At 61.4% G+C, this 19,673-nt stretch carries 8 protein-coding genes and 1 tRNA gene; 5 read left to right on the top strand and 4 right to left on the bottom strand.

The window, feature by feature from the left end; genetic code table 11:
- Positions 1-8: 8 nt before the first annotated feature.
- Positions 9-2,504 (bottom strand): Mu transposase C-terminal domain-containing protein, encoded by a 2,496-nt coding sequence (locus tag ESB00_RS17800; protein WP_164976294.1) that lies wholly within the window; start codon positions 2,502-2,504, stop codon positions 9-11.
- Between the two features lie 265 nt (positions 2,505-2,769).
- Positions 2,770-3,717, bottom strand: a complete 948-nt coding sequence (locus ESB00_RS17795) for a hypothetical protein (protein WP_129049325.1) — start codon at positions 3,715-3,717, stop codon at positions 2,770-2,772.
- Between the two features lie 1,394 nt (positions 3,718-5,111).
- Between ESB00_RS17795 and ESB00_RS17790 the strand changes: the two genes are divergently transcribed.
- The 4 genes from ESB00_RS17790 (at position 5,112) to ESB00_RS17775 (ending at position 13,753) form a co-directional block, all read left to right on the top strand.
- Complete coding sequence (locus ESB00_RS17790; RefSeq protein WP_129049322.1) at positions 5,112-11,438, top strand: protein-tyrosine phosphatase family protein; 6,327 nt, start codon at positions 5,112-5,114, stop codon at positions 11,436-11,438.
- Positions 11,395-12,099 (top strand): hypothetical protein, encoded by a 705-nt coding sequence (locus ESB00_RS17785; protein WP_129049319.1) that lies wholly within the window; start codon positions 11,395-11,397, stop codon positions 12,097-12,099. Before ESB00_RS17790 ends, ESB00_RS17785 begins: the two co-directional genes overlap by 44 nt.
- A gap of 29 nt (positions 12,100-12,128) precedes the next feature.
- Complete coding sequence (locus ESB00_RS17780) at positions 12,129-13,028, top strand: hypothetical protein (protein ID WP_129049317.1); 900 nt, start codon at positions 12,129-12,131, stop codon at positions 13,026-13,028.
- A gap of 71 nt (positions 13,029-13,099) precedes the next feature.
- Entirely contained in the window at positions 13,100-13,753 is a 654-nt protein-coding gene (locus ESB00_RS17775; protein ID WP_218938779.1) for a hypothetical protein, read from the top strand.
- A gap of 285 nt (positions 13,754-14,038) precedes the next feature.
- On the opposite strand, the gene ESB00_RS17770 is transcribed toward ESB00_RS17775, so the two are convergent.
- Positions 14,039-14,115 (bottom strand) — tRNA-Val (locus ESB00_RS17770).
- A gap of 65 nt (positions 14,116-14,180) precedes the next feature.
- Positions 14,181-15,674, bottom strand: a complete 1,494-nt coding sequence (gene xylB / locus ESB00_RS17765) for a xylulokinase (RefSeq protein ID WP_129049315.1) — start codon at positions 15,672-15,674, stop codon at positions 14,181-14,183.
- Positions 15,675-15,901: 227 nt separating this feature from the next.
- On the opposite strand from xylB, the gene ESB00_RS17760 reads away from it, so the two are divergent.
- Positions 15,902-19,642, top strand: coding sequence for a TonB-dependent receptor plug domain-containing protein (locus ESB00_RS17760; protein ID WP_129049313.1), 3,741 nt, complete (start codon positions 15,902-15,904; stop codon positions 19,640-19,642).
- Positions 19,643-19,673: the final 31 nt, after the last annotated feature.

The raw sequence follows: 19,673 nt of genomic DNA, 5'->3' as shown, positions 1-19,673 counted from the left end.
AGGAGTGATTATTCGTTCACGATCTCAAATTCCTGTTCGGTTTCCTGGTCAGCGGGTTCCTCCGGCTGTCCCTGATCGGCGACGGGCGGATCCTTGGGCTGCTGGTCCTGCGGCTTCGTCTGTTCGTCGACGAGCTGCGCATCGCCGCGGCTGGCAACCTCCTTGGCGCGAAGGATGAGGAAGGTTTCCTCCTCCTTCACCTCCGCCATGAACTTGGCGAGCCGGAGTGCCGTTACGTTTTTGTTCTGGCCACTTTTCTTGCGCCTGGCCCGGTATTCCTCCGCGGCCAGCTTCAGTGCCCTCTGGCTATAGTTCTTGAACAGCATCGCATGACTCGAAATGCACGGGAGCCAGGCACCATGGACAAAAGCGTAGGCGACGGACGAGTCCCACGGGTCGTAGCGCACGGGCACTTGCGTGCCCTCCAGCTTGGGATCGGTGAAGGCGCTGTTCCAGTAGTCGAGATAGTTGATGTGAACTCCCTTCTGGGCATGGACCTTGGCCACGCCGCTCTTGGTTGATGGCAACGTGAGGACCTGAAACAGAAAGTTATAGGGAATGAACGTGTGCTGGCGTCGGCCGGTGGCCTCGATGATCGCAGCCATCTCGTCCCGGGGGCTGCGCCCGAGGGACGAATGCTCGTTGGTGTCGTAAACCTCGTGGCAGTAAAACTTCATGCGGTCGTCGAGCTCCTCCAGCGCCCACGCGGCCAGGGTCTTCGGATTGAACTCCTTGGACACCTGACGAACATTTTTCATCAGCTTGGTGTTGCCGCGGAGGTTGTGGATGAACTGGGTGTTAATGGTGCCGAAGATGCGCTCGCAGACCGACCCGAAGCGCGGGTGTCCCGCCGGGCGTGACTTTTTGGTGATCCCGAAGTTCGCGAGCAGCACCTCGAAGTAGAGGCTGTTGAACCCTTTGCCGTTATCGACCACCAGGGTTTGGGGCAGCCGGTGATGCCTCCGGACGCATTCCCGCATGACCATCATGCACGACTCGGTGTTCTCGGCGAAGAGCGAAACGTGCGTGGCGAGGATGCGACGGGTCCGCGCATCGATCATGAGCGTCAACCAAGGGCGTCCGAGATTCTTCCCGGTTCGGGGGCAGACCAGTTCCAGGTCCAATTCAGTATGATCGATGTGAGCGATCTCGAAGGGCCGGTCTCCGTGGACCGGGGTGGTCTGGTCCAGGAAGAAGTAAAACTTGGCACGTTGAGTCGCCGGTCGGCCACCCTTGCGCTTGCGGGTCTGCTCGTATTGCGGGCGCAGACGGACGCGCCGACCAAATGTCTTCAGGCTCGGGGCCCCTAAGTCCTGTTCTTGGCAGGCCACCAGCAACTTTCCATAAGCATCGGAGATCGTGGGGCTGACGTTCGTTTCAAAGTATTCCTTGATGATCTTGATCATCAGCTCGTCGACCGCCTCATCGAGATGGCTGCCGGCGCGTCCATCGCGAATCTCAGGCAGCAGCCCGACAAATCCGTTTCCGAACGAATCCTGCGCCTCACGGTAGTCCTCGATCCAGCGGCTAAAGGTGCGACGTTTCCGTTTGGGCGCACGCTTCAGCCGCCGACGGTCCTCCAGATAAGGTTGAATGGTCTGCCAGCGATTGACGGCTTCTTGCAGGCGTGCGGGTCCCGCGGTGGCGATCTTGTCTGCCGCTGCCTGCTCCCGGGTATGTTCCGATACAATCCCGGTCGCCTTGCCTGCGAAGACATCAAGCTCCAGGTCGATACGCTTCACGGGGGTGAGCTTGCCGTCGCCATCCTGCATGAGATGGACGATCTGGTCATCCACGTGCGTGATGGTGTGATTGGTGCCTTTCCACCGGACCTTGGCGGTGGGGACAAAGTGGACCGGCCCCTCAGTGCCCGTGGCAGGCAGGGCTTTGGCTTTTTCGATCGCCTCGTTCGCGACAGCCGTAGTCTGGTCCGAAAAAATCCTCACGCTCTCGTGGTCAATGAGCAGCACTGCCCGCAGATCGACATAGACAGTTCCTCGGTAGATCATGTTATTGAGGTCGTCGGCGCAGAGCCCCTCCGACCTCAGCTCTGCGAGTAGCGCCGGGTAGGTGATGCCCTGGTTGTCCTTCACGGTTTCCAGCACCTTCGTCACCAGCTTCGGCGCCGGGGCGGGGCAGTTCCGCCGGCTATAGTCCTCCAGGTAGATGATGTTGCGGGTGAGCTCCGAACTCAGGAGGTCAGCGACCACGATCCGGTAGCCCATCCCGAATCCGGCCGCGGCCTCCTCGCCCGGGGGGCAGCGCCACGAACCATCCTGCTGGCGCACGTAGCGGTTGGGCTTTTCCTCTGCGAGCTTCCGCAGGTCCTCCTCTGTCTTGGCCTCCACGAAGTAGGCGCACTCCGCTTCGGCGACGGCAAAATCAGGGGTGGTGAAGCAGCCGACCTTGCGGCCATCGGCATCGAGATAGACGAGCTTCAGGGTGACCGGCTGGTCGTAGTATTCGATGACACTGTGGTCGTTCTCGAGGTGGTGGATCAGCATCAGCTCAGTCCGGTGAGCCTCAAACTGGATGGTCACCCCCATCTTCTGGCTCGGGTAGGAGCCGCGGACGCAGCGGCGCCCCTGAGTGCGGCGGACGGGCCGGGAGGTGGGGACTTTTGTCCAGAAGGTCGTGCCGCGGTCGGTGAGCTTGGCGCCGGCGGCCCAGCGGAGCAGGGCGGTGCTGCTGCGACGAATGGAGGAGAGGTTTTTCATGTTCGGGGAGGAGTTCGTGTTTCCTGGTGGTAATGAATAGATGGACTCGCCTTCACTTCGTTGTCCGAAGCCGCTTCGGTGATGCGCTCTTGGTCGTGGCGACGATCATCTTCCCGCAGCGCACGATCGTCATCTGGTCGAACAGGGCGACCGGGCAGACCCACGTGGCTAGGTGAAGGTGGAACGGCAGCTCATGCCGGTGGCTCTCTACGATCACGGTGGCGCTGGGGCGGGTGATGGCGTTCATTGTGGAAGAGATTATCTCCTCGCGGCTGGCGCTCGCCCGAATCGGGTTCGGTTGGGAGGAGTTCCGTGAGCTGCAGTTGTTTTGGGTGGCGTTCATGTGTTGGAGGGTGGCGTCACGGAAAAGATAGGTCTCCCACACTGCCCGTTGTCCGAAGGGCTTCGGTTGCGAGCGCTTTTGCGCGTCCGTATTGGCAACAATCGCATGGGTGCCCACGGGCGACGCATACGTGAAGTGGTCACCCACCGGGGTGAAGGGGACTGGCCGCACCCAGCGGTTGCTCTCGTTGATCACGGTGGCGTTGGGGCGGGTGGTGGCGTTCATAGTGGAAGAGATTATCTCCTCGCGGCTGGCGCTCGCCCGAATCGGGTTCGGTTGGGAGAGGGTCCGTGTGCTGCGGTTGTTGTGGGTGGCGTTCATGTGTTGGGGGATGGCGTCACGGAAAAGATAGGTCTCCTCCTCCGCCCGTCGTCCGAAGCCCTTCGGTTGCTGGCGCTTTCGGGTCACAGTGGTGGCGCCGGCCACATGAGTGCGCAGGAGCGACTCATGCGTGGAGTGTGCGGCGGCAGGGAAGAGAGGGCTCTGGTGAAGCTGGACCGGCAGCACCCAGCGGTTGCTCTTAACGATCACGAGGGCGCACGGGCGGTTAGTGGCATTCATCGTGGAAGAGATTATCTCCTCGCTGTTGGCGGTTGCCCGAAGCCGTTTCGGTTGCGTGTTGGTCCGCACGTCGAGAGTGTTGCGGTTGGCTTTCATGTGCTCGGAGGTGGCGTCACGGAAAAGATAGGTCTCCTCCGTATTCCACCCTCCAAGGCGGCTTCCGTGACGGTCTCTCTTACCAATTATCCATATCGCAAATCGGACCCGCAGCTCGGGCTGCGACGCGGGCGTTGCCCTCTGCTGGACTCGATTAGGTGCCGACATAGCTACGTTGAAGAGATGTCCGCCGCTTGTCTCACGCTGCCCAACCCGGTTACGTGATCGCATGTCTCCCTCGAAGTTGAACAGCCTCTCGGCGACTGCGTTGGCCGCGAGATCGGCACTGTATAAGTTTCGCAACGTGGCTGTTGAAATCTGGCCAGGACTACCTCCCCTCAATGCCGACCTCGTGATGGGGATCACGAACTTGGCGGTGTGGGCGGAGAAAGGAGGCAAAGGCAGCCCGAACTTGGCCGGCTTGAGAGCTCTCTTCGTTGAGCCAGCCGTGCAAGCACCGCCGCCGCCACCACCACCTCCCGTAGCTGCAACATCCGTCAAGGCGGTGATGGGCCAACTGGGTGCTAAGGGAGGTGCGTCAAAATCCGAGCGGAAGCTCGCGGCCGCGCGGGCAACCCTAGCAAAAATCAACGCGGCCAAGGCGGCCGCGCGGGCTGCGAAACAGTCCTGACTCCAAATTAAGGGATACTCCACCCGCTCAGTTAAGAGAGTGTGGTAACGGCATTCAAAGTGCTCGTAGATAAGGATATACACGATCCATCCTAGACTTTCCTCGTTTTGTAGCGAGCCGATTTCGATCCCTAGAGCTGGAAAGGGTGAAGGATTTAACGTATTGTTATACAATGGCTTGCATGTAAATCACGCATGCGGTTTACGCCGCAGCCTTGCTGAAGCCTCAATGGAATCGATGAGACGCGATTCGACCGACGGTAAGCCGCCTCACTCTACGCCCTATTCGGAACTCAGTATGTTGGGGTTCAGGCCAAACTCGCTGAGGGCGGGCTTCCTCTCTTCGCCTTCATCTTGGAGATACCTGCGGTTGGAGATATCTCGAAGCTTACCTTCATGTGAGATTTCGATCCGTCGCGTCCCTGGACAGTGACTAGGTAAAGAAACCGATCCACCTCGGAGGGCGGCACGCACATTTCCCGACCAAGTCAGCTTCCACAAGAAATCAGCCTGCCAGAAGAGCCGCTTGGCCGCTTAGGCGAAGAACTCGATGTGAGTTGCGCGGGCCAAGCACCGCGTCGCGCTCGCGCAAAGTCATGCAGCGTGACGACGCAGATCGGGCAGAGCTGGAGGACTGTGAGGTTGCATCCTTCCGCACCTGGCATCTAAGCCGGCAATCCTTGTCGGAAGCTTTGCGGGTTGCCGTTCGAGGCACCGGAGCAGAGGCTAATAGGATGATACAGGACTCCGCCAACGCGTCGTCCATGACACCCGACCAAGATCCCAATCCGCTTACCAATCCGCCGAACACGAAGGTTCGCGATTCGCGGGCAGGAGACATGTTCCACTATCGCTGGGCGGCCCGGCGCTGTTTACGCATGGCTCATCCGCGCTCGCCGCTCACGGCGATCGGAGTGGAGGCCTCAACGGAGCCGCTGCCTGGCGAATACGTCATCGATCTTTCGGAATACGAGAACAGGCCTGATGGCAGCGAGATGGTCACCTACAGCCAGCTCAAGCATTCGACGCGGCGCGTGGACCAGCATTTCGTATTGAGCGAACTTAAGGGGACGCTGGAGGGATTTGGGGAGCGGTTTCGCGCAGTGGTGAAGTCGACCGCGACCGATACAAGGAAACGCGAGCATTTCTTTGCCTTCGTGAGTAACCGTCCTGTAGCGGCAAACCTCAAGGCGGCCGCGGGCGAATTGGCCACCGGCGCCGCGGCCACTACGAAACTTCATCGTGATCTCGTGGCCGCCACAGGACTGAAGGGTGAAGCCGTGCAGAATTTCTTCAAGAAACTCGTGTTCCGCGACGGAGAGCAGGAATATGCCGCTCAGAAACGTCTGCTACATGGCGAACTCACTGAGTGTGTGGTCGGCTTCGTGGATAGCGATGACGCGGACCGGCTCGTCAATCTTGTCGCGGATCGGGTGATGCCGAAGGACGAGCGCGGCCGTGCCGACGGCTTGATCCGCCGGGAAGACGTGCTGCTACGGCTCAACGCGACGGCGGAACAGCTCTTCCCGGCACTGCCCGCCTTCGACCCGCCGGACCAACTGCTCAGGCGAGAACAGCATGATGAGCTATTGGCGCACGTTCTCGACGATTCCGCGCCGGCGATCATCCATGCCGAGGGAGGAGTCGGGAAGACGGTTGTCGCCTGCCAGATCGCTCGATCGGTGCCCTCCGGCTCGGTAGCGCTGGTCTACGATTGCTTCGGAAACGCGACCTACCGCAATCCCGCGCAACCGCGGCATCGGGCGCGTGACGCGCTGGTGCAAATGGCGAACGAGCTGGCGGTTCACGGTCTTTGCCAGCCATTACTGCCGCGCGATGGCGTCGATCCCCACGAATTTTTCAAGGCGTTCGCGCTCCGCTTGCAACAGGCGGTGACGGCCCTGCGCGAGAAGACATCAGGCGCGAAGCTGGTGTTGCTCGTGGACGCTGCCGACAACGCGGAGATGGTCGCAGCCGGTCCTCCTCCCCAGCCCTGCTTCGCGGCAGAGCTGCTCCAAGTGAAGCTGCCGCCTGGATGCTGCCTAACGATGCTTTGCCGTTCCGAGCGAAAACACCTGCTTAGGCCTGCGCCTACGGTGCGCCCTATGTCGCTGCGGGAATTCAGCTGGGCGGAGAGCGCGGCTCACCTGCGAACCAAGTTCCCAGAGGCCACCGACAACGACGTAAACGAATTTCACCGACTTTCGATGGGCAACCCGCGGGTTCAGGCTCAGGAGATGGGACTGCCCGGTGCCACGCTTACGGGAGTCCTCACCAATCTTGGTCCTCGTGTCACTGGCGTGGACGACCAGATCGCCGCCCGGCTCGACAAGGCGACTGCGACCCTGAAGTCGACCCACGGCATGGCTTTCGCTGCGCAGATGGACGCGATCTGCTACGGCCTCGCCAACCTGCCCCCGTTTATCCCGCTGGAGGTGTTGGCACGCGCCGCCGGTGTTAGCATTGAGGAAATACGCAGCTTCGCATTCGACCTGGGTCGGGCGCTGCTCCTGACGGACAATTCAGTTCAGTTCCGGGACGAACCAACAGAAACCTGGTTCCTGAAGCGCTTCAGTGCCGATCAGAGCCGAATCGCCGAGTTTGCCACGCGGCTCAAACCGCTCGCCGGCCAGTTTACCTACGTGGCGCAGGCGTTGCCTCGGTTGCTCTTCCGCGCCGGAGATTACCAGCAGGTCATCGACCTTGCCTTGTCTGACGCACACCTCCCGGTCAACAACCAGCTCGATGAACGCGCGGTGCGGATTGATCGACTCCAATTCGCCTTCAAGGCAGCAATGGGCGAGCGAAAACTGGCAGACGCGATGCGGATTGCGTTCAGGGCCGGTGAGGAGATGGCAGGAGACGGGCGGCAGTTGGCAATGTTCGCCGAAAACACCGACCTGGTCGCCGTGTTGCTGGCCCCCCACCGGGTGCAGGAGCTCGCGCTGCAGCACAAGCTCGGCCGCGCCTGGCCAGGCTGCGAGAATCTCTATACAGCGTCTCTATTGTGCTCGGTGCCGGACTTCAAGGGCGAGGGTCGCGGTTACCTGCGATCCGGTATGGGCTGGCTGTATGCGGTCGTGGCCGAGGACAACAAAAAGGAAAAGGGAAGCTGGGGCCCGCGCCCGCGCCGGGTAGAGGACCACCACCTTGTCGAAATGCTATGGGCTCACCTCGCGCTGGACGGCCCCAAGGGGCTGGTCGAGGAAATGGGTCGTTGGCGCCCGCGTGACCTACCATTCCGACTGGGCGGTCCTGTGATTTCCCGGTTGGTCGACGCCGGCCGGTTCCAAGAAATCGAGGAGATCGCGCGGCAGGGTCTGAAAGTGCCATTCCTCATGCTCGCAGTCGCGCACGAGCTGGGCCAGGTAGGGCATCTGCCACCGGCAGGCACACTCGATGCCACGCTTAAGTTCCTCGTCAATGACACCGACTTAGCCAAGGGGGCGCCGCAATTTGAGCTGCGCAACCCGCTCGTCGCCGCCGTTATTTCCACGCTAGAAGCCTGTGCGGCGCACGGTTTACCGGTGACCGAGATCCGGGCGGCGCTCGATAGGTGTGTTGCGCTCACGGCGGATAGGAATGTGCGTAGCGACTACGGAGGTGATCACCGAGAGCACTTTCTCCGTGCAGCAGCGCTGCGCGCGGTGCTCGCGGGCGCGGACGAACCGACGCTTGGAAACATGCTGCCGCCCGAGCCCGCCGAATCCGCGCAGAAAATCCAACGCTCCGCCGATGAGAAGGAAGGCGACTCCTTTCTCGCGGCGCTCATACCGTGGTATTTCCTACGAGCGAAACTGCTAGTCGGCGTGCCCGATGCCTGTGCCATCGCGCTAGACAAGGCGCGGGAGCGCTCCAACTCAGCTTATATCTCGAACTATAGGTCCGAGGGACGCCTCAGGCTCGAGATAGCTGATGCGCGCTTCGCGACGCTGATGTGGAAACGCAATGTCTCGGACACAGAGTTGCAGGCGTTCCTCGACGGAACGATCAGGAGCAAGACCTTCAAGTTTTGGCTCGGACGGCGCATCCCAGTGCTTCGAGCAGCGCTGCGTCTTTCGCACTTGGAGGCCCTGCGAGCACCAATGGAAGAGTCCTGTGTTGCCGAACTGCGGGGGCCTTGGGAAGGCAACCCACAGGACCATGCCTCTTCCTATATGAACCTGGCTCGCGCGGTCCTGGTCGCGAAGCGCGCTGAGGCTGCGGCCTATTTTGACGAAGCGGGGCAGGTGATTTCGCGGTTTGGCGATGAAGTGCTGGAGCGGTGGCAGGCTATTATGGCCGTCGCGGAGCGGCGCGCGGCAGGCGGCGCAGCCGCTCAAGAACTCGCATATCGCATGTTGCGCGTCGCGGAGGAGGTAGGCGACTACGAAGGCACTAGCGACAAATTCGAGAGATGCGACGCAATCCGAGAAGTGACACACCTCAACCCTGCGGCGGGTATTGCGGGCCTCAGCCGATGGCGGGACCGAGAGATCGGTTGGTTCGGTGAGCAGGTCATCGCTGTCGCAGAGGAATTGTTGGAGCGAAAGGCGGTGTCGACCAAGGAGGCTTGGGGTCTAAGCGGTTTTGAAGCCTGTCGGGGCTCGGAGGAATTCGCGTGCTCATGTTTAGCTGCCGAGACCGATTCTTCAAGGCTGCCAGAGTTGCTGGCGCGATTGGAGTCTGACCTGTCAATGGAGCATGGCCATGGCACTTCCATGGAAAAGCTAATGGCAGTTGCGGCGCAGAGGGGTTTGATAGTGCCATCGCAGCCGGCGAAGGCCGAGATGGTGGCGCACGCCGGCCCCTCGCTCGCACCCAACCCGGCCGAGGAAGAAAAGGAAAAGCAAGCATGGGCGGCGGCTTGGGCTTCCATCCCGGGCGCGGACGTGTCAACGGCGGAGGGCCTACAGCTGGCGCGCTCCGCGCTCGACAAGGCCGGCTCGTGGCGGTCCTCTCTGCCCGAACTTCTCGACCGGGTTCCTGTAGGCCGCGAAACTGCCTTCCTGGCTCTCACGCTTGAGGAGGCCGACGCCAGTTACGTCACTTTCGGGCATATCATCGCGGCTGCACGGAAGCGCTGGTTGCACCTCGCTTCGGTCAGCCGCTACTGGCCCGACTACCTCGGCAAGGTGGGACGGCGGTGCGCGTTTGAGCTCTGTAATTTTTACCGCCGCGGCGCCCTGCGGGATTTCCACGGGATCAACGACACCGAAATGGAGGCGATCTGCGTAGGCATCGGGGAGGGCTTGGCGGCGTGGGAGGGCGTGCTACATGCCGGCGCCTTCTTCGGATTCATCGCCAGCGGCGCCTGGCGCTTGTCACCGGCGGAAGCGGGTGAGCTGTTGGACTTTGGTCTGCAGCGATTCGAGCGTCAGCTCAGTAAAGAAAGAGGCGATGGCCTCTGGACGGAACATCTCCGGGCCCCGGAATCCCCGTCCGAGTCTCTCGCCGGCTTTGTGTGGGCAGCGCTCGGTTCGCCCTATGCCGAGACTCGCTGGCAGGCGGTGCATTGCGTGCGACGCTGGGCCGAATCCGGGTGCGATCACCTAATTCGGGCTCTCCTCGAATGGGACCGTCGCGGAAACTGCGGGGCGTTTGGAGGACGCACGTATCTGTTCTACCACCTGCACGCGCGTCTCTACTTACTCTTTGGTCTGCATCGCGCCGCCGTCGACCACCCGCAGACGCTGGTGGGCCACGCGAAGGCACTGGCCAGCATCGCGCACGGTGGCCTGCCGCATGTCCTGATCCAGCGAACCGCGGCGGAAGCCGCTCTGCGGGTCGCTAAGGCGAAACCGAGCACACTGACACCCTCCGTCCTCCGCCGGCTCGAACGCATCGGCCGGCCGACCGGGCCGCGTCGGCGGGTGAAGTCCAACGCGAAGCCGATTTCGACACCGTGGCACACGCGCGGCGAGGTCGATGCCTCGCTCAAATACCAATTTAACACGGATTTCGACGACCACTGGCTCGAACCACTCGCGAATGTATTCGGTGCCGACAAGGCGCAGGTGATTGAGCTGGCCAAGGAAATCGTCGTGAAAGACCTGAACGGCGTGGGGAGCGATGACTTCAAGCAGGACGCCCGCCACCACCAATGGTTCAACAAGGACCGCGGTGTGCATTACCACAAGTGCGACTACCCACGGACCGATGATCAGGAGTTCTATTTTGCCTACCATGCCATGCACATCGTGGCAGGCAAGCTGGTGCAAAAGATGCGGGTAGTGACACCGGCGGACCAACATGATAACGAGAACGAATGGGACTATTGGCTGCGCCGTCACCGCCTAACCCGCACTGATGGACGCTGGCTGGCGGACCGACGAGACCCTGTGCCACGCGTGCGGCGCGCCTGGCTCCGGCACTCGCGGGAGGAGCACTGGCTCTGGTCGGTCAATACGGCGGATTTCGTCGATTGCCTCTGCGCCTCGAGCGACCAACCTGGCTGGCTGTGTGCCGAAGGAGCGTGGACCGATCATGATTCCCAAAGAGTTGAAACCGTCCGGGTGAGCAGCGCGCTCGTCAGACCAGAGGCGGCGAGTGCGCTCGCAAACTCCCTACGTTGGGCGGAGGAGCCCAGTGGGTTTTTTCTCCCCAACTATCGGCAACGTGATGCCGGTTTCGGCGATGCCCCCTTCGATCTAAAGGGGTGGATACTGGAACGGAACGGCGGAGATCCTCGCCTCGACCGTATGGATCCGTTCGCGCGAGAAATCAGCTATCCCGGCTTTCGCATCGGACCCAGCTTCGCGACCCTCTTGAAATTGACCACCGATCTGGAAGGGCGCGAATGGCGCCGGGCCAAGCGTCACGATCTTGTCGCCCGAGCGGAGCTATGGAGCGAGCGCGAGCGCCACCCTCGTGGCCACCGAGAGAACCTCTGCCGCAGTGGCAGCCGGTTGGTGGCGTCGCCCGATTTATTGCTCGAACTGTGCAGAGCAACGAAACGGCATCTGATCTTCAGCGTGTCGATTGACCGCAAGACCGACCGCGGCTATGGAAGGCGATACCCTGAATACGGGGTTCCATCCTCCCACCAAATCTTCATTCTGTCCGCCGATGGCTGGCTTCGAGACCCCAAAAAAGACTATCGAGTTGGGTGAGGCGCTGATCGCCGACCTGAAATCGGAGTCACACTCCACCCCGCTGTCCCGCTGGGTGGCGCACTACCTGGCTGAGCAAATGACTGAGCTGAATAAGGCAACGGGCAAGGAGCGGGCCAAGGCGCAGGATCGGTGTTTTGCGGCTATTCTGCAACTTTGGCGTCACCGGGATTCCATGCCGAGCGGGTTGCATCCCTTCGCCGGATTCGACCCCGTATTACGCGCACTGGAGACCATCAGTCCTGATCGCCGACATGGTTACTATATCCGGGATTTCGACGAGAAACGTGCGACGGATAAGAGGTCGGCCGACGTGGTGAAGATGGCGAGATTCATTGTGTGGACGGACCGAACAGCTCGGATTCTTATCGAAGTGGCTTTGGAGACCGCTGTCGAACAGGCCAAGACGCCTCGAACCAAGGCCTACCTGAAATGTATCCAGGCGAAGGCCAAGGAAGGCGATGTGATCGGTGTCACCCGACTGATGGCGCGACGCAGGTATTTCGAGACTTTGGACTCGGCAGTGGAGGCCGAGGAAACTAAACAGTATTTGCAAAAACGGATCGAGCAGCTCGCGCACTTCATTGGGGCGGCGGCGGCGGTCCAGAAGGACTTCAAGCGTCGCCTGGAAGAGCTTTCGTCGCCTAAGTCGAAGGCCTAGCCAGCCAGTTCACTCGTGTCCACAATACCATGAGCTGCCCGGCCGTTGTCCCGAATGCTGAAATCTACCTCTACCATAGCTTCCATCGGCACTACGGGAAGGATGCGAACCGACGTATCTCGATGGGGATGCTTCGCTCCATGCTCAAGAGGGGCTTGCTGATGGTGGATGAGCTTCAGACTGCACCCGCTGTAGGGGCCCTTCCGGCTGCCACAATTCGGCAAAAACGTATCTGCTTCACCGCATTGGAGGAAGTTAATGTGCGTGCGCACCAGGAAGTCTTTGGCGACTTCTCTCTCGAGTTCGACGCGCAAGTCCTGCGGGGATTCGGAGCCCAGCCCGCTGCTTACTTAACCACTGCAATTAGGGGCGGCGAATTGCTCCACGATGCTGGCGACCAGGTTTTGCGTCATCTAGGCTCGGCCTACGAAGCGCTGTTCAAGCTTTGGAAACTCGGCGAATCACCAGACAAGGACCTGCTCGCTGCAAGGGGCAAAGTCATGAGCGAAATTTTCCCGCACGCGCACCCAGTGGAAACGCTCGCCTTCGCCGTTGAGACCATCCTCAACCTGTATTATCCGACCGATCTTCCGACCTCTTCGCCGCTTCAGTTCTTCCGCCAACGCGAATGGAAAATCGTGCCCAACATGGCCTACAAGGGGGTATGGCACTATCCTCCATTGGGCGACCAAGCTCGTGAAGAGCTTCTCAAGATCGCGCCAATTTTCTTTATGGCCGACTTCTGTGGTGAGCCCCGCGTCAACCATTGTTCGATATTCTCCGAAGTTGGTGGTCGCCACCTCTTACATGAAGCGCGCCGCCTTATTGTGCCCGACGCCTACGCAGCCGAGGCTAGGCAGGTAGTAAAGGAGGAGGGCGATGTCATTGCTGTCGTCCCAATCTCAGCGCTTCCGCAACCACCTCCATAAACAGTAATAGGTTAATCTCGGTATTACCGGTTGGCGCTGCCACCTTTGAATCACCCTAGCGCCGATCAACCATGAGCGACCTTCGTCACGCATCCTCCCTGATCACGAATTTCCGCGGTGCTTCGCTAGGGAAGACCCTCGCAGGGGTCGAGCGCCGCCTTGTTGGAATCAAGGCCAGCGACGCCGCCACGGCGATTTCCGAGTTGGGCATCGAGGCGGAGGTCCTACTGGCGGCGCTCTTGGTCAAAAAGCATTCCAGTCAGATAAACGAAATCGTGCATGCCCTTGGTATTCTACTGGCGCTGCCTTCCATCCTCGAAAAGGGCGAGAGGGTCGAATCGCTGTCGCTCGGCGCAGGCAATACCGGTAAGGGATTCGACTTGGAGACCAACCGGCGCATCGCTGAATTCACTTTCATTCAGTGGCAGGGTGGTTCTGAGGTCATCCGGCAGAACAAGATATTCAAGGATTTCTTCTTCCTCGCGGAGGCCGAGACCGACAAGACGCGGGAGCTTTACACCATCGGCACCGAATGGCCGATGAAGTTTTTCAAAAGCGGTCGGCGGCTGGCCAACATCCTTGCGGGCAATGCCAAGCTCGGGACGGCCTTCCGCCGCAAATATCCCAAGACTTTTGAACATGTGCGTGAATACTACGGGTCGAAGAAGGAGGTTGTTGCCGTCATGGACCTCTGTGAACACCTCCCGGTGCTGAGGGAGGAGTAACGCCCGGCTGAGTTGGCCGCTCAGCCGAAGGCATGCGAAGAGGTCGCGCTCGGATGAGCTAGGCCATACGGCATTTCTCCACTTGAGTCGTTTAGAGCGGTCGTCAGGCTATCGATCTAGCCTGAGCCCATGATTTCATCGGGCGACTTTATATCAACCTTCATTCCCAATGACTTGTGGAATGGGAAGCATGAGTTGTCACTACCCCAAAAGGAAGCATCAGGTGGCCAACCGGCCATTTCGTGGTTCCCTCGACAATTCTCACTCGTTTCGCGTGGCGAAGGATGGTGGACGCTACAGGACTCGAACCTGTGACCCCGTGCGTGTGAAGCACGTGCTCTAACCAACTGAGCTAAGCGTCCGAAACGAGGGGCAAAGGTTGAGGGCCGGTTCGCGCGAATCAACCCTCTTTTCTTCGCCCCGTCTTTTAGGCGAAGAGCGGGCGCATCTGCTTGCTGAGGGCCTCGTGCCGGTCCTGCAGTTTCCGGTAGAGGGACTTGCGCTTGGCCTCGGGCGTGCAGCGGGTGGCTTCGTTGATCGCGACGATGCCGGTGGTGAAGTCCGTGATCTTCGCTTTTTTGCCCTGTGCGAGGGCTTCGCACCAAGCGGCCTGCAAGGCTCCGCCGAGCGCGGCCCCCTCGTCCTCGACCATGGCCACGACGGGCAAGCCGAAGATGTCGGCCATGAGCTGGCGCCAGTAGGCGGAGCGCGAGCCGCCGCCGGTGACGCGGATCTCCTTGGGCTTGATGCCGAGGGCAGTGAGGCGGCGCAGTCCGTAGTTCATGTTCATCGTCACGCCTTCCATCGCGGCGCGGGCGAGGTGGCCGGGATTGAGCGTGTTGAGGCTCAGGCCGGTGAACACGCCGGTGCCCTTCGGGAGGTTGGGCGTGCGTTCGCCGGTGAGGTAGGGGAGGAGGGCGAGGCCGCCCGCGCCCGCGGGTGCGCTGGCCACGGCCTGCTCAAGCTGCGCGTGGTCCCAGTTGAAGAGCTGGCGGAACTGCTCGGTGACGAGCGTGACGTTCATCGTGCAGAGCAGCGGCAGCCAGCCGCCGGTGGAGGAGCAAAACGCGGCGATCTCGCCGGCGGGATCGACCACGGGCTTGCTGCCGTAGGCGTAGATCGTGCCGCTGGTGCCGAGGCTGGCGGAGACCACGCCGGGCGTGACGTTGCCCGTGCCGATGGCGCCCATCATGTTGTCACCGCCGCCGGCGCTGACGATCACGTCGCTGGAGAAACCGTATTTCTGCGCGAGCGCCGGGCGCAGCGTGCCGGCGGGCGCGTGCGAGGGCGAGAGCGGCGGCAGCCAGTCGGCAAGATTCTTGTCGAGCGCCCTGATCACGGGCTGCGACCAGACGCGCTTGCGGACGTCCATCAGCGCGGTGCCCGAGGCGTCGCCGTATTCCATGAAGTAATTGCCCGTGAGGTGGAAATTCAGGTAGTCGTGCGGCAGCAGCACATGGCGCAGGCGCTTGTAGTTGGCCGGCTCGTGGCGCTTCAGCCAGAGGATCTTCGGGGCGGTGAAGCCGGGGAGGAAGGCGAGGCCGGCGGTGCGGATGGCGGCCTTTTCTCCGCCGAGCTTCTTCGTGAGGATGGCGCATTCCTCGGTCGTGCTGGTGTCGCACCAAAGCTTGGCGGGACGGATGACCTCGCCTTTTTCATCGAGCGGCACGAAGCCGTGCTGCTGGCCGGAGACGCCGATGCCGCGCACACGTGAGCCGTCGATCTTGGCGGCGACCTGGGAGATCACGGAGTCGAGGGCCGCGGACCATTCCTGCGGGTGCTGTTCCATATGGCCGGCGGGCAAGCCGGCGATCAGCGAATGCGGGGCCTTGGCCTCCGCGACGATCTTCCTTTCGTTGAGGTCGAGAACGACCGCCTTGGTGCTCTGGGTGCCGCTGTCGATGCCGATGAAGAGGGACATGGTGGAGAAGGGAGGGTGGAGGGAGTAAGAAGCGAAGTTGCCCGAGGGTGGGCAACATGAACCTGCCATTCTGTCATGGGGCCAAACAACCGCTATCCCGAATTCGCACTACAGTTAGACTGAGCCTTCCTTTGATAAGCCCGGCCGACATGGATTCAACTTTTACACCCAAGGTTCACGACCTACCCAGGTCATCCTTACCCCCGAACCTTACCTCGTTACCTCGTATGAACACCAAGAAACGCACACTCCGGTGCGGGCTATCCATGCTCGGCACCCTCGTGCTGTCCTCCACGTGGGGATATGCACAGACTGCCCCGGCAGCCGCCGCGGCAGGTCAGACGGAAGAAGAAGACGTGCTCGTGCTGTCGCCGTTCGAAGTCTCGGCGGAGTCGGACACGGGCTACGCCACCGCCACCACCCTGGCCGGCAACCGTCTGAACACCGAACTCCGTGACATCGGCAACGCCGTCACGGTGATCAACTCGCAATTCCTCAAGGACATTGCGGCCACCAGCAACGAAACGCTGCTCCAATACACCGTCGGCACCGAAGTCGGCAACCTGAACGGCAACTTTGCCGGCACGGGTGACGGCGCGTTCCTCGACGAGTCGAGCCGCTTCCGCAATCCGAACCAGAACACGCGCGTGCGTGGCCTGGCGGCCGCGGACAACACCCGCGACTACTTCCTGTCCGACATCCCGTGGGACGGCTTCAACGTCGATCGCGTGGACCTGCAGCGCGGACCCAACTCGATTCTGTTCGGTCAGGGCTCGCCCGCCGGCATCATCAACGTCGGTCTCAAGCAGGCTTCCTACCGCAACGCCAACGAAGTCTCCTTCCAGACCGACCAGTGGGGCAGCGCCCGCGCCACGGTTGACATCAACCGCGTGCTCCTGAAGGACCAGCTGGCCGTCCGCATCATGGCCCTGCACGAGAACGAAAAGTTCCAGCAGGACCCGGCCTACGAAGACGACAAGCGCTACATGGGCGCCGTCCGCTGGGAGCCCAAGTTCCTCCGCAAGGGAGGCGCCCGCACCATCGTGAAGGCCAGCTACGAGAAGGGTGACATCAACAGCAACCGTCCCCGCACTCTGCCCCCGCTGGATCTTATCACGCCCTGGTTCGGCACCGGCACCTACAACGGCACCTTCATCGAGAACGGCAGCATCCGCAATCCCTCGACCGGTGTTGTCACCACGGTCAAGAAGGGTGATCTCCGCGTGTTCAACGCCCTGAACAAGCAGACTTTCAACCCCCACATCGTGATGGACGACAACTCCGGCGCGGCGAATGCCGGCCAGGCCCGTCCGAAGATCAACGGCGGCGCGGACAGCGGCCGTTTCAGCCCCTACTTCCAGCCCTTGCTTGGCAACTACGGCCAGCAGTTCGGCGGCCCGAATGCGTTCTACGCCACCGACGGCGGCATCCCGAGCTACTGGATCTGGGAAATTCGCGCCACCCGCGGCATCAACGCCGCCGGCGCTGACGACAACGGCGTGGGCGAGTTCGCCTTCCACCGCCCGGTCGGTATCAACTCCTACGACTCCTTCGCCCGTCAGGCCGGTCTGCCCTACTCGGAATTCGGTGTCTACAAGTCGAAAGTGCTGACCGACAACACGGTCTATGACTTCTACAACAACCTGCTCGACGGTCCGAACAAGTGGGAGTGGTCCGACTTCGACTCGATGTCCGCCTCCATCGCCCAGACCTTCATGGACGACAAGTTCGGCTTCGAGGTGGTCTACAACCAGCAGAACTACAGCAACGGCCAGATCGCCCTGCTCGACGGTCAGCGCCAGGCCATCTACATCGACATCATGGATGTCTATTCCGATGGCACGGCCGCCGGCGCGAACGGCGTTCGCTTTGCCAACGGCACCAAGAATCCCAATGTCGGCCGCGCCTTCGTGACCGACAGCGGTCAGGGCGGCAATCGCAGCTATGACTCCGAGCGTGATTCCACCCGCGCCACCGCGTTCTTCACCCATGACTTCGCCAAGAAGAGCAATGGCTGGTTCGCCAACCTCCTCGGCCGCCACACCTTCACGGGTCTGTGGTCCGAGGATAACCTCGATCGCGAGGACCGCAGCTGGCAGCGCTATGCCGTGCTGGATGATGCCTACCGCACCCTGTTCGACGGTGGCACCGGCATTCGTTTCAACGACAACGGTTTTGCCGTCAACCGGGTGATCTACCTGGGCAACTCGATGGCCAGCCGTTCGACCGCCTCCGGCGCCTACCTGCCCCGGGTGCAGAACCTGAACGAAGCCTCCAGCGGCACCATCCGCTTCTTCGATTCCACCTGGATCGCCACCAATGTTAATCCGGCTGATCCGTGGGAGAATCCGTATTATCCCGTGGGCAACGCCAGCCGGAATTCGACCCAGTCGGAAAACTCGGCCAACTACCGTGGCTGGATCAACGCTCCGTTCAAGATCACCGACTCCGAGGCTTCGCAGGCCAATCGTGACGCCCTCACGACCTTTGCCCGCCTCCGTCGTGACAAGACCGAGTCCAAGGCCTTCGTCTGGCAGGCCCACCTGTTCAACGGTGGTCTCGTCGGCACCTATGGTTATCGTGAGGACACCGCTGGCGCGACCGAGATCTCGCAGAACGTGAGCAACATCGCCGCTCCGGGCTTCCTCAACTTCAACCGGAACACCTACACCCTGGATGGCCGCACCCTCAGCGAGCTCTCCGGCACCTCGCGCAGCTACTCGATCGTCGGCCACCTTGATGAGCTTCCGGTCATCAAGAACCTCGCCGAGAAGCTGCCGGTTCGCGTGACGCTGTTCTACAACAAGGCCGAGAACTTCCAGCCGTTCGCCGGTCGTAAGGACATCTACGGCGTGGACATCGCGCTCCCCGCCGGTGAGACCAAGGACCTCGGCATCCTGCTCGAGACCAAGGATGGCAAATACTCGCTCAAGGTTAACAAGTATGAAACCGCCGTCACCAATGCCAACAGCAACGGTCTCGGTGGCGCCTGGTTCCTTGGTGCCTCGCAGGCCTGGTCTGGTGACTGGGTGAACGTGTTCGAATACAACTGGACCGGCTTCGGTGACTCCTCCGGCATCAGCACGGACCCGACCTACTCCCGCGCCAACTGGACCGATGCGCCTGACCGTGAGGTCGCCGCCATCGCCGCCTGGCGCCAGTGGCAGCAGAGCGCGGTCGCACAGAAGATGTACACCGCCTGGAAGATCAATCCGACCACCCGCACGGGCCAGGTTAACAACACGATGCCCTCCGGCTTCGCCCTCACGGAAGACAGCTTCTCTGAAGGCTACGAAATCGAGCTCAACGCCCAGCCGACCCGCAACTGGCGCCTGACGTTGAACGCCAGCAAGAGCTTCGCCACCCGCAAGAACATCGGTGGCGCCAATCTTGCCGAGTTCGTCTCCGCCTATGAGGCGTTCCTGAACAAGACCGCCACCGACGTTAACGGCGCGACCTTCCGTCCGGGCGGCGATCTCCGCATCTGGTGGGGTGGTGCCGGTAACGAAACCGCCCTGTTCCAGTGGAACCAGAACGTCGGCTCCGAGTGGGCTGCCCGCTCTCTGCAGGAAGGCACCAACGTGCCGGAACTGCGTGAGTGGCGCGTGAACGTCATCTCCAACTATGACTTCTCCGAGGGCCGCCTGAAGGGCTTCAACGCTGGTGTCGCCCTGCGCTACCAGAGCGAAGTCACGATCGGCTATCCCCCGGGCATCACCTCGGCGGGCAAGATCACCTTCGATCTGGCCAACCCCTACCAGGGTCCCGCCGAGACCGACATCGACGCTTGGGTCGGCTATGGCCGCAAGCTGTTCGACAAGGTTGACTGGCGCGTCCAGCTCAACGTGCGCAGCATCGGCAAGGGCAACGACCTGATCCCGATCACGGCGCAGCCAGACGGCAGTGGTGCAGGCTACCGCATCGCACCTCGCCAATACTGGTCGCTTACGAACACCTTCCGGTTCTAAGCCCGGTCCAGGTTTCAAACTTCGCGCCTCT

It is taken from the genome of Oleiharenicola lentus, assembly GCF_004118375.1.
Taxonomy (GTDB): domain Bacteria; phylum Verrucomicrobiota; class Verrucomicrobiia; order Opitutales; family Opitutaceae; genus Lacunisphaera; species Lacunisphaera lenta.
This window is presented reverse-complemented; position numbering and strand designations above follow the sequence as displayed.